This window comes from Pseudomonas matsuisoli (genome assembly GCF_014647635.1).
Taxonomy (GTDB): Bacteria; Pseudomonadota; Gammaproteobacteria; order Pseudomonadales; family Pseudomonadaceae; genus Pseudomonas_P; species Pseudomonas_P matsuisoli.
Map to the genome: position 1 here is coordinate 508450 of NZ_BMPO01000002.1, position 12645 is coordinate 521094.

The following is a 12645-nucleotide window of genomic DNA, read 5'->3' on the forward strand; positions in this document are numbered from 1 at the left end:
TCATGACGGAACAAGAACTGCTCCAGCAACCCGCCGACGCATACATGAATGACACGCAGCTCGCGTTTTTCAGGGACCTACTGAACGCTCAGCGTCAGGAGTTGCAAGACCGTATTGCTGGCGAGTTCGAAGGACTTCGAGAACGAGAGCCTAGCAGCGATCCTGCCGACATTGGCAGCGCCGAAGAACAGCATCAATGGCAGCTTCGCTTGCTTGAACGCGAGAAGAAACTCTTGGACAAAATTGACGAGGCGCTACAGCGTATCGCCCGAAACGACTATGGCTGGTGCGAAGAGACTGGTGAGCCCATAGGCCTAAAACGCCTGCTTCTACGTCCAACGACGACACTGTCCATTGAGGCGAAAGAGCTCCAAGAGCAGAAAGAAAAACATCTGCGAAACAGCTAATCAGCTGGCCTTATCCCTACCGCAGGCGGCGTGCCTATTGATTTCCGCCGCTCGCACACCCTCATGCGAACCCCTTGAAAGCGCTCCTCCTAGCTTCACATCGCGACGTCACGTAAGTCCGGCATACACCTCTCAATATGTTATGTTATAACTACTGAACACATTGATTTGGTAGTGACACCAATCCATGGCCAAAGCACGGCAAAAGGCGACACGCCTTACCGCCAATCAGCAACACGTTATGACTGCTCTGGAAGCGGCCAAGGTACCGCTTGGTGCCTATGCGCTGCTGGAAAACCTTCGAGGAACCGGTATCAACGCGCCGATGCAGGTCTACCGTGCCCTGCGCGTGCTTACCAGCTACGGCCTGGCGCATCGAATTGAAACGTTGGACGCCTATGTCGCCTCCCAGTCGCCGCAAGGCCATGCGAGTTTCACTGCATTTGCCATCTGTGATTGTTGCGGACAGGTAGAAGCGTTCACGGATCAAGCGTTGACCCACAGCCTGCGCGACTGGATGGCACGTACCCATTTCGCCGCAGGCGAATCCACGATCGAAGTACACGGCAATTGCGCAAGTTGCGCCAACGAATCGCCAAATAGAAGCGATCGATAACCGCAAGACTACTAACCGAGATAGATCCTGATGAGCCAGACAACCGTATCGTCGCCCGAATCGGGCCGGCTTCCTGTTACCGTCCTGTCCGGATTTCTGGGCGCGGGCAAGACCACCCTCCTCAACCACATCCTCAACAATCGAGAAGGCCGCAGAGTTGCCGTTATCGTCAACGATATGAGTGAGGTCAACATTGATGCCTCCCTGGTGCGCGACGGGGGTGCCGAACTCTCCCGCACAGAGGAAACGCTGGTCGAAATGAGCAACGGCTGCATCTGCTGCACGCTGCGCGAAGACCTTTTGGTCGAAGTGGATCGCCTCGCCAAAGCCGGACGCTTCGACCAGTTAGTCATCGAATCCACCGGAATCTCCGAGCCGATGCCAGTCGCCGAAACGTTCACCTTCGAGGACGAAGACGGACGAAGCCTAAGCAGCGTCGCGAAGCTCGACACCATGGTCACTGTGATTGACGCGTTCAACTTCTTGCGTGACTACAGCTCCCAGGACGATATCGCCGAACGTGGCGAATCGTTGGGCGAAGAAGACACCCGTACCGTTGTCGACCTGTTGATCGACCAAATCGAGTTTTGCGATGTGCTCGTCGTGAACAAGATCGATCTCATTTCCGCGGCCGAGCGTGATCAACTCATCGCGATACTCAAGAGCCTCAACCCCCGTGCCCGCATCGAAATCTCCGAGTTCGGCAAGGTACCGCTGGACCGGTTGCTGTCCACTGGCCTATTCGATTTCGAACAGGCGTCCAACGCACCGGGCTGGCTGCAGGAACTGCGCGGTACCCATACGCCGGAAACGGAGGAATACGGCATCCATAGCTTCGTCTATCGCGCCCGTCGCCCTTTCCACCCGCAGCGGTTCTTCGATCTCGTGCAGCAAGAATGGCCCGGCGTTGTACGTTCAAAAGGCTTCTTCTGGATGGCCTGCCATCCAACCATGGCTGGCAGCTGGTCCCAGGCCGGGGCCGTGGCTCGGCACGGGCCAGCCGGCTATTGGTGGGCGGCGATGCCTGAAGAGCAATGGCCCGAAGACGCAGAAACGGTGGCGCTGATACGCGAACAATGGGACGCGGATGTGGGCGACGCCCGCCAGGAGTTAGTGCTTATCGGCATGAACATGGATGAAGGCCAGCTGCGCGAATGGCTGGACGGATGCCTATTGACTGACACCGAAATGGCGCAAGGGCCAAGCGTCTGGAAAACCTGGAACAATCCCTTTTCCGACTGGCCTTGAGCCCCCACGAGCGCATGCGCTGGAAGCCGCCCTGAAGGGCGGCCTCCAGTTGGGCTACATAGATCGCCTCTATGCACTCAATGCCGGATTTGCCGTGGCGCCGGACCGATCGATCTACAGCCCGGGGCGGTGGCAGAACCAGCAAATCATCCTGCCCTACAATGCCTAGCTCATGCACCGCGCGGGGGAATGGATACTTTGGGATACCGGTATCGATGATGAGGTTGCCAAAGCAGCCGGCGGCAAGATCATTGCTCACGAACTCCGCGGCATCGTCGTACGAACCCTCGTCGAGCAGTTGTCGGACGTTGGGATCAAGGCTTCGGACGTAAGGCGGATCATCTTGTCACATGGGCACTTCGATCATGTCGGCAATGCACGGCTGCTCACACATGCCAAATGGCACATTCAGCAGCGCGAGCATGACGCCATGTTCGGCGAGGACTACGCGCAATACGGCTATACCCCGCCGCTCTATGAGGCCTTGAAGCACGCGGATGTTCAGTTCATGGACGGCGATCTCGATCTGTTCGGCGATGGCGCTGTCCGTGTCATCGACACGCAAGGCCATACCCCCGGTCATTGCTCGTTGCTGGTAAAGCTTCAACGTACCGGCCCAGTTTTGCTTTCAGCGGATGTAGCGCACTACCACTACAACCTTAAGCGCCGCAACGTACCCAGCATGAACAGCGATCCCGAGGCGTCTCGTCGCTCCATGGATCGGATCGTTACGGAAAACGCCACGCTTTGGTTGAACCACGACGCAGCGCAGACCGCATCCCTCAAGCACGCGCCCGCATTCTACGACTGACACCAACGCGCGCGCGTTTCCGTAGCGAATGGGCGTTGCCTGCTGTGTCACCGCCCACCCGCTAGGTCCCATACGTGCGAGGCGCAACGTCTTCGACAACCGCACCGGTAATGTGCACAGCGATCACCGTTGGTGCATTGCTATACAGAAGACAGTTAGCTAATCCACCAACTTTGCTTTCAAACCATCGAAAATACTGGGCTAGAGCCAGCTGGCATCGGAATTGCTCAAGCGAATTCAACTTGGATACAAGATTGGATTCCACATATGTCTCTATCGACTGCTGGTCTTACTCTTCCCGAATGGCAAGCACTCTATGACGGCGGTCTTACTCCGGTAGACGTGTTGATCCCACTCCTTGCCGAAGAGTGCCAACAGGTGGATTCCGCATGGATTGCGCTTGCGAGTACCGAGCAACTACAGCAGCAGTTGGCGGACTTACAACGGCGTCTGGACGCAGTGAGCGGCGACAAAACAACCCTTCCGCTTTACGGCATCCCATTCGCCCTCAAGGACAATATCGATGCTGCGGGTTGGCCCACGACCGCGGCCTGTCCGGCATTTGCCTATACGCCGGAGGCCGATGCGACGGTCGTTGCCCGCTTGCGTGAAGCGGGTGCGATCCTCATCGGTAAGACCAATCTGGACCAGTTCGCCACAGGCCTCGTCGGCACACGGTCGCCCCATGGCGCGGTCGTCAACAGCTTCAACGCTGACTATGTCAGCGGCGGCTCCAGCTCCGGTTCCGCGAGTGTGGTCGCGCGCGGGCTGGTTGCCTTCTCGCTGGGTACGGATACCGCCGGCTCCGGACGTGTTCCGGCGGGCTTCAACAACATCGTCGGCCTGAAGCCGACCAAAGGCTGGGTCCCCAATACCGGTCTCGTACCCGCCTGCCGCACGGTGGACTGCATTTCCGTGTTCGCCTTGACCGTTGCGGATGCCTCCCAGGTCGCACAAATCATCGGGGGGTACGATGCCGCCGATCCCTACAGCCGGAAGAACCCGAACAGCGCAAAGGTCGGCATGCCGGTGAAGCCGCGGCTGGCCGTACCGGCCGAAACCGAGTTCTTTGGCGATACGCAAAACCAGGCCGTTTACGAGGCCGCGCTAGGCAAACTACGTGAGTTGGGCGCCGAGATTGAAACCATCGACTTCATGCCGTTCCGGAAACTGGCAGAACAGCTGTACTACGGCCCGTGGGTGGCTGAACGAACGGTCGCGGTGGAAGGTGTGAACGCCGAACACATCGACCCCGTGGTACGCGGTATCGTCGAGAACGGTCTGAAGTACAGCGCCTGCGACGCGTACAAGGCCGAGTACATCCGCGCGGAGCTGTCCCGTCAGATCAATGATGCGCTCGTGGGTTTCGACGCCTTGGTGGTTCCGACGTCGCCCACCCTTCGGACCCTCGCTGAAATGGCCGCCGAGCCCGTGCTCTACAACAGCCAGTTCGGCACCTATACCAACTTCACCAATCTCGCCGACCTTTCTGCCTTGGCGCTGCCCGCCGGATTCCGCGCCGATGGCTTGCCCGCCGGCATCACCTTGATTGCGCCAGCATGGCACGACCATGCCCTTGCGGCATTTGGCGAACGTTGGCAACAGGCGTTGGGCTTGCCGCTCGGCGCAACGGGCCGCGCGCTGCCGAAACAGGCTACGGCGAAACAAGCCCCCGGTAGCGTCCGAGTCGCGGTGGTGGGTGCCCATCTCACCGGCATGCCGCTGAACTTCCAGTTGATGACACGCGATGCGGTGCTCGTCGAACAGACCACCACCGCACCGGCCTATCGCCTCTACGCCCTCCCCGGCACCGTACCGCCAAAGCCAGGCCTGGCGAAGGTCGCGGACGACGGCGCGGAAATCATCGTCGAGCTGTGGGACGTCCCGCAGGCCCGCTTCGGTGAATTCGTGGCCGAGATCCCGCCGCCGCTAGGCATCGGCAACGTGCAATTGGCTGACGGGCGCTGGGTCAAGGGCTTCATCTGCGAGCCCTACGCGCTCGACGGCGCCCGCGACATCACGACCTTCGGCGGTTGGCGCGCCTTCATCGCCAGCCAGCAAACAGCCAAGCACTGAAACCGCAGGGTGGATGGCCAGGGCCATCCACCACCAGACAGCGGGTGGAAAACGCTTAGCGGTTTTCACCCTACGAAAAGGGATCGATCGTGTTCCATACCGTCCTGATTGCCAACCGTGGCGAGATCGCCGTTCGCGCTATCCGCACGCTGAAGCGCCTTGGCGTGAAAAGTGTCGCGGTGTATTCCGATGCCGACCGCAATGCAGCGCACGTGCGTGATGCCGATATCGCCATCGCATTGGGCGGGGACAAACCGGCCGACAGCTACCTGCGCATCGACAAGATCCTCGCAGCGGCCAGGGAGACGGGTGCCCAGGCAATTTACCCGGGCTACGGCTTTCTCTCCGAAAGCGCCGAGTTCGCCGATGCCTGCGAAGCCGCCGGCATCGCCTTCGTCGGTCCGACGGGTGAGCAGATTCGTGAATTCGGCCTCAAGCACCGCGCTCGTGAACTGGCCGGTGAAGCCCAAGTGCCAATGGCGCCCGGCACAGGATTGCTGCAGAGCCTGGAAGACGCCCTCGCCGCTGCCGAAACCATCGGCTACCCAGTGATGCTCAAGACCACCGCGGGCGGTGGCGGTATCGGGCTGACCCGCTGCGCCGATGCCGACGCGCTGTCCAGCGCCTACGAAAGCGTCAAGCGCATGGGCGAGCAGTTTTTCAGCGATGCCGGCGTGTTCCTCGAACGCTTCGTCGATCAGGCTCGCCACGTCGAAGTACAGATATTCGGGAGCGGCCAGGGCAAAGTCGCCGCGCTCGGTGAACGTGACTGCTCGCTGCAACGGCGCAACCAGAAAGTGGTCGAGGAAACCCCAGCGCCAAACCTGCCGCAAGCCACTCGCGAACGCCTGCATGCCGCCGCCATTCAACTGGGTGAATCGGTGAACTACCGCAGTGCCGGCACTGTGGAGTTCATCTATGACGCCGCCCGCGATGACTTTTACTTCCTTGAAGTGAACACCCGCCTGCAGGTCGAGCATCCGGTTACCGAGATGGTAACCGGCCTCGATCTGATCGAATGCATGCTGCGCGTGGCCGCGGGCGACGCGCTTGACTGGAACGCACTGAATCGCGCGCCACAAGGCGCAGCGATTGAGGTGCGAATCTACGCCGAAGACCCATTGAAGAACTTCCAGCCGAGCCCTGGTGTGCTGACCGAAGTGCGATTCCCCGACGACGTGCGCGTGGATGGCTGGGTCAGCACCGGCAGCGAGGTTTCGGCATTCTACGACCCGATGATCGCCAAGCTGATCGTCCATGGCGCCGACCGCAATGATGCCATCGCCAAGATGCGCACAGCACTGAGCGAAACCCGTCTGCATGGCATTGCCAGTAACCTCGATTACCTGCGGCAGGTAGTGGCCGATCCGCGCTTCGCGAGTGGCAAGGTGTGGACTCGCCTGCTCGACACCTTCGGGTTCAATGCCAGCGTGGTCGAAGTGATCGAGCCCGGTACCTACTCCAGCGTGCAGGACTACCCCGGTCGCCTCGGTTACTGGGACATTGGCGTGCCACCGTCCGGCCCGATGGATGATTTCGCTTTTCGCTTGGCAAACCGCATCGTCGGCAACCACGCCGATTCCGCCGGCCTCGAATTCACGCTCCAGGGGCCAACACTGCGCTTTCATTGTGATGCACTGATTGCCCTGACCGGCGCCGACTGCCCGGCCACCCTCGATGGAGAGGCCGTCGCGTACTGGGAACCGATTGCGGTCAAGGCGGGCCAAGTACTCAAACTCGGACGCGCCGTGAACGGCTGCCGCACCTACCTCGCGGTTCGCAACGGCTTCGATGTACCGCAATATCTCGGCAGTCGATCGACCTTTTCGCTTGGCCAGTTTGGCGGCCACGCCGGTCGGACCCTGCGTCCTGCTGACATGCTGGCGGTCTCGCAACCGCATCTACCGGCTTGCACAACGCCTGCACCGGTAGCGCCGGCGCAAGCCGCACACGCCAGCTTGATCCCGGCCTATGGCAACACCTGGAACATCGGCGTGCTTTACGGTCCTCATGGCGCGCCGGACTTCTTCACCCCCGAAGCCATCGAAGAATTCTTCGCCGCCGAATGGGAAGTCCATTACAACTCCAACCGTCTTGGCGTACGTCTGTCGGGACCCAAGCCAAGCTGGACACGCGCCAACGGTGGCGAAGCGGGCTTGCATCCGTCGAACGTCCACGATTGCGAATACGCCATCGGCGCCATCAACTTCACCGGCGACTTCCCCGTGATCCTGACCAAGGATGGCCCGAGCCTCGGCGGCTTCGTCTGCCCAGTCACCATCGCCAAGGCCGAATTGTGGAAGGTCGGTCAGGTCAAACCCGGCGACAAACTGCGGTTTCACCCAATCGGTTTCCAACAGGCGCAGAGCCTGGAGCAGGCCCAACGGGGTAGCCTCGAAGCGCTCGCTGCGATCAAGGCCGTCACATTGCCCGCGCCCAGTTTGCAGCCCTCGCACACCGTATCGGCCACCGTGCTGGCCGAATTCCCGCCTGAAGGTAGCCGCCCGCGGGTGGTCTATCGCCAGGCCGGCGATGCCTATGTGCTCCTGGAGTACGGCGATAACGTCCTCGACTTGGCGCTGCGTCTACGCGTGCACCTGCTGATGGAAGCACTGAAAGCCGAACCTCTGCCCGGGCTGGAAGAGCTGGCACCGGGCGTGCGTTCCCTACAGCTCCGCTACGACAGCCGCGTGCTGCATCAGCAAGCGTTGCTCGATCACCTGCTGCGTCTGGAATTGCGACTAGCCGATGTCGCCAACCTCAAGGTCCCGACTCGCATCGTCCATCTGCCGATGGCCTTCGAGGACAGTGCGACGCTTGGCGCCGTGACCCGCTATCGCGAAACGGTACGCAGCGAAGCACCGTGGCTGCCGAACAATGTCGACTTCCTGCAACGCACCAATGGCTTGGAGACCCGCGAGCAGGTACGCGACATCCTCTTCGACGCCAGCTACCTGATCCTCGGCCTTGGCGACGTCTACCTCGACGCACCCTGCGCCGTGCCGCTGGATCCACGCCATCGGCTACTCAGCTCCAAATACAACCCGGCGCGCACCTACACCGCCGAAGGCACGGTAGGTATCGGCGGCATGTACATGTGCATCTACGGCATGGACTCGCCCGGCGGTTATCAGCTCGTGGGCCGTACCCTGCCGATCTGGAACAAGTTCGTGAAGAATGCCCAGTTCGAAGGGGGGCAGCCATGGTTGTTGCACTTCTTCGATCAGGTGCGTTTCTACCCGGTCAGCGAGAGCGAACTCGACACCTTCCGTGAAGCCTTTCGCGAAGGTCGCGCCGAGGTACGCATCGAACACACCGAGTTCGACTTCGCTGAATACCAGCGCTTCTTGAGTGAAAACGCCGCAGACATTAGCGCCTTTCAGACCCGTCAGAAAGCCGCGTTCGACGCTGAAGTCGAGCTCTGGCGCGATGACGATCCCGCGGCGGCACAACCCTTGGCCAGCGCGCTGGAAGACGATGGCGACCTCGATGGTCATCTCGTCAGCGCCGACATGTGCGGCAGCGTATGGAAGGTCCTGGTCGAGCCCGGCCAGCGCGTCGAAGCCGGTACGCCGTTATTGGTAGTCGAAGCGATGAAAATGGAGCTCGCGGTTACCGCACCGGTCGCAGGCATCGTTAAATCCGTGCGCTGCCAACCCGGTAAGGCCGTTGCCCCAGGCGACGCATTGGTGCTGCTCGAAACGGAAGAGGCTGCTTGAAATGCAACTCTTGAGGTCCGACAGCCGCACGAAGGAACGCCCGGAGAACCTTGCCGAGCGTATCTACGGCCAATTGAAGGACGACATTTTCGAGTTCCGCCTGCTGCCTGGCGATCGCTTTTCCGAAGGCGAGATCGCGGCGCGCATGGACGTCAGCCGGACGCCCGTACGCCAGGCACTTTACCGCCTCGAGCGCGAAGGCTATCTCGAGGTGTATTTCCGCAGTGGGTGGCAGGTCCGTCCATTCGATTTCCAATACTTCGAAGAACTGTACGAGCTGCGCATCGTATTGGAAATCGAGGCGGTGAAACGCCTCTGCGAACGCCCGGCCGACCAACCAGCGCCGCTATTGGATGAGCTGAAGGTCATCTGGTGCGTGGCTGCCGGCGAATACCTTTCGGATGGCCGCGAAGTTTCCCAGCTCGATGAGCGCTTTCACTGCCAGCTGGTGGAAGCCGCGGGCAACCGGGAGATGGCACGTATCCATGCGGACGTCAGCGAGAAGATTCGCATCATCCGACGCCTGGATTTCACCAAGGTCCCCCGCGTCGAGCTCACCTATCAGGAACACGCACGAATACTCGGCGCGATCCTTTCGCGTCGCTACGAAGAAGCACAGCTCTTGCTGAGAGCACACATCGAGATCAGCAAAGCAGAAGTGCGCAAGATCACCCTCCACATGCTCCACCTCGCCCGTGAGCGCGCGACACCGGAGAAAGGTGACAGCCATGTCTCTTGAGTCTCTGCCCTCGACAACAACACCTCATATTTGTGAATGGAGATCGCACCATGCAACGTCGTAGTCTGATCAAAGCCTTTACCCTCTCCGCATCCATCGCCGCCATGGGGATGAGCTGGACCGTGCAAGCCGCCGAGACCATCAAGGTCGGTATTTTGCATTCGCTGTCCGGCACCATGGCCATTTCCGAGACGTCTCTCAAGGACATGGCGCTGATGACGATCGACGAGATCAACGCCAAGGGCGGCGTGCTCGGCAAGAAACTTGAGCCCGTCGTCGTCGACCCGGCGTCCAACTGGCCTTTGTTTGCGGAGCGTGGGCGTCAACTGCTGACGCAGGACAAAGTGGCGGTCACCTTCGGTTGCTGGACGTCCGTTTCACGTAAATCCGTACTGCCCGTCTACGAAGAACTGAACGGCCTACTGTTCTACCCCGTGCAGTACGAAGGCGAAGAGATGTCGCCGAACGTGTTCTACACCGGCGCGGCGCCGAACCAGCAAGCGATCCCGGCCGTCGAGTACCTCATGAGCGAAGACGGCGGCGCCGCCAAACGCTTCTTCCTGCTCGGCACCGACTATGTATACCCCCGCACGACCAACAAGATCCTGCGCGCGTTCCTGCACAGCAAAGGCGTCGCCGACAAGGACATCGAAGAGGTCTACACGCCGTTCGGCCATGCCGACTACCAAACCATCGTCGCCAACATCAAGAAGTTCTCCCAGGGCGGCAAGACGGCGGTGGTCTCAACGGTCAACGGCGACTCCAACGTGCCTTTCTATCGCGAACTGGCAAACCAGGGCCTGAAGGCGACTGACGTCCCGGTAGTCGCTTTCTCCGTGGGCGAAGAAGAACTGCGCGGTATCGACACCAAACCACTGGTTGGGCACCTCGCGGCCTGGAACTACTTCCAGTCGGTCGAGAATCCGGTCAACGAGAAATTCGTCGCCGACTGGAAGGCCTACGCCAAGGCGAAGGGCCTGCCGAACGCCAATACCGCTGTGACCAACGACCCGATGGAAGCAACCTACGTTGGCATCCACATGTGGGCGCAGGCCGTCGAGAAAGCCGGCACCACGGACGTGGACAAGGTGCGCGAAGCAATGGCTGGCCAGGAGTTCGACGCCCCGAGCGGCTTCAAGCTGACCATGGACAAGAGCAACCACCACCTGCACAAGCCGGTGATGATCGGCGAGATTCAGGATGACGGTCAGTTCTCGGTTGTATGGGAAACCGACAGCCCGATCCGCGCGCAGCCGTGGAGCCCGTTCATCGAAGGTAATGACAAGAAGCCGGATCACCCGGTGAAGAGCAACTAACGCTCCACTTGCGTGGCGGCGGGGATAACCACCGCCACGTGTCTACCCTTTTGAAGATTGGCCCTGCGACGGTTGCGAACGCTCCGTCTAGCGCCCGTTTGCAGCGCCATTCAGGTCGAGCCCATGCGAGTATTACTTTCCCGAATCATTCTGCTGACGCTGCCATTCCTGGCATCGCTGCCAGCCTATGCCGGCGACGCAGCTGACTTCGTTGCTGCGAGCTCAGGCGAGCAAGCGCGTTTGCTCGAAGCCTGGGCCGCGACGCCGGACGCTACACGCGTACCCCTGCTCAAGGCGCTTCAGGAGAACCGCCTGGGCGGGGACGACAACGATGTACCCTTCTACGAAAAAGGGGACGCCTTCGTCGGCGCAGAGGGCAATGCACAGCCTGCCGGCACGCCGCGCAAGGTGCGCCTGAACAATCGCCTGCGCAATCTCATCAGCGCGGCAATGGCGACACATCAGCTGTATTCCGACGTGGCGGCCGACCGACTGACGGCAGCCCGCGAACTGCAACGCAAAGCACAACCTGAACAAATGGCGTTGCTGGAAACACGCCTGGCCGTCGAGCAAGACGACGAAGTGGGCCAGGCGCTTACCTTGGCACTCGCCAACCTGCAGCTTTCCGACGCAGACCCCGCGGTGCGTCTGAACGCAGTGCGCTTGCTCGGTGAGACCGGCCAGCCCCAGGCGCGAAACCGTCTGCAGAACCTTCTCGACGATGCAGCGGAAACCAACCCTGCCGTTCGAACCGCCGCCAACACCGGCATCGTGCAGATCGATCGAAAGTTATTGATCGGCGATGTACTCGGTCAGGCGTTCAGTGGCTTGTCGCTGGGTTCGATTCTGCTCCTGGCTGCACTCGGTCTGGCCATCACATTCGGGTTGCTCGGCGTGATCAACATGGCCCATGGCGAAATGCTGATGCTGGGTGCCTACAGTACGTACGTCGTACAAACTCTGTTCCAGCGCTATGCGCCTGACGCGCTGGCGTTCTACCCAATCGTCGCCCTGCCCGTCGCTTTTATCGTGACCGCCTGCATCGGCATGGCGCTGGAGCGCACCGTCATTCGCTTCCTCTACGGCCGCCCCTTGGAAACGCTGCTAGCGACCTGGGGCATTAGCCTCATTCTGATTCAACTCGTTCGCGTGGTCTTCGGTGCGCAGAACGTGGAAGTCGGGAATCCGAGCTGGCTTTCGGGCGGCGTTCAGGTGTTGCCGAATCTCGTTCTACCGTGGAACCGCATGATCATCATCGGTTTCGCCTTATTCGTTGTTGCCTTGACCTGGTTGCTGCTGAACAAGACGCGCCTTGGCCTCAACGTGCGCGCCGTCACCCAGAACCGCAACATGGCCGCCTGCTGCGGTGTACCGACCGGACGCATCGACATGATGGCCTTTGGGCTGGGCTCGGGCATCGCCGGCCTCGGTGGCGTGGCGTTGTCTCAGGTCGGCAACGTCGGCCCTGACCTTGGCCAGAGCTACATCATCGATTCGTTTCTGGTGGTCGTGTTGGGCGGTGTTGGCCAGTTGGCGGGCAGCATCAGCGCAGCCTTCGGCCTGGGTATCGCGAACAAGATTCTCGAACCCCAGATCGGCGCCGTTCTCGGCAAGATCCTTATCCTCGCGCTCATCATCCTATTCATCCAGAAACGCCCCCAGGGCCTGTTCGCCTTGAAAGGGAGGGTGATCGATTGAACATGAATTTCACGA

Annotated in this window: 9 protein-coding genes; all 9 read left to right on the forward strand. The window is 60.6% G+C overall.

What is annotated here, in order from left to right; all coding sequences use genetic code 11:
- The first annotated feature begins 2 nt into the window (after positions 1–2).
- The 9 genes from dksA to urtB all read left to right on the forward strand — a co-directional run bounded on the left by dksA (position 3) and on the right by urtB (position 12630).
- Positions 3–407 (forward strand): RNA polymerase-binding protein DksA, encoded by a 405-nt coding sequence (dksA, locus tag IEY47_RS05665; protein WP_188982178.1) that lies wholly within the window; start codon positions 3–5, stop codon positions 405–407.
- Between the two features lie 241 nt (positions 408–648).
- Positions 649–1023 carry a Fur family transcriptional regulator gene (locus IEY47_RS05670; RefSeq protein ID WP_229779233.1) on the forward strand — a complete coding sequence of 125 codons (375 nt, stop codon included), beginning with the start codon at positions 649–651 and terminating at the stop codon, positions 1021–1023.
- A 30-nt stretch (positions 1024–1053) separates the two neighbouring features.
- Positions 1054–2271 carry a zinc metallochaperone GTPase ZigA gene (gene zigA, locus IEY47_RS05675; RefSeq protein WP_188982180.1) on the forward strand — a complete coding sequence of 406 codons (1218 nt, stop codon included), beginning with the start codon at positions 1054–1056 and terminating at the stop codon, positions 2269–2271.
- Positions 2272–2443: 172 nt separating this feature from the next.
- Positions 2444–3082 carry an N-acyl homoserine lactonase family protein gene (locus tag IEY47_RS05680; RefSeq protein WP_229779234.1) on the forward strand — a complete coding sequence of 213 codons (639 nt, stop codon included), beginning with the start codon at positions 2444–2446 and terminating at the stop codon, positions 3080–3082.
- A gap of 267 nt (positions 3083–3349) precedes the next feature.
- Positions 3350–5158 carry an allophanate hydrolase gene (gene atzF, locus IEY47_RS05685; protein WP_188982181.1) on the forward strand — a complete coding sequence of 603 codons (1809 nt, stop codon included), beginning with the start codon at positions 3350–3352 and terminating at the stop codon, positions 5156–5158.
- An 89-nt stretch (positions 5159–5247) separates the two neighbouring features.
- Positions 5248–8877, forward strand: a complete 3630-nt coding sequence (gene uca / locus IEY47_RS05690; protein ID WP_188982182.1) for an urea carboxylase — start codon at positions 5248–5250, stop codon at positions 8875–8877.
- A gap of 1 nt (position 8878) precedes the next feature.
- Positions 8879–9616: a GntR family transcriptional regulator gene (locus IEY47_RS05695; RefSeq protein WP_188982183.1), complete on the forward strand. Its 738-nt coding sequence runs from the start codon at positions 8879–8881 to the stop codon at positions 9614–9616.
- 50 nt (positions 9617–9666) lie between these two features.
- Positions 9667–10932 (forward strand): urea ABC transporter substrate-binding protein, encoded by a 1266-nt coding sequence (urtA, locus tag IEY47_RS05700; protein WP_188982184.1) that lies wholly within the window; start codon positions 9667–9669, stop codon positions 10930–10932.
- A gap of 123 nt (positions 10933–11055) precedes the next feature.
- Positions 11056–12630: an urea ABC transporter permease subunit UrtB gene (gene urtB / locus IEY47_RS05705; RefSeq protein ID WP_188982185.1), complete on the forward strand. Its 1575-nt coding sequence runs from the start codon at positions 11056–11058 to the stop codon at positions 12628–12630.
- The last annotated feature ends 15 nt before the right edge of the window (positions 12631–12645 follow it).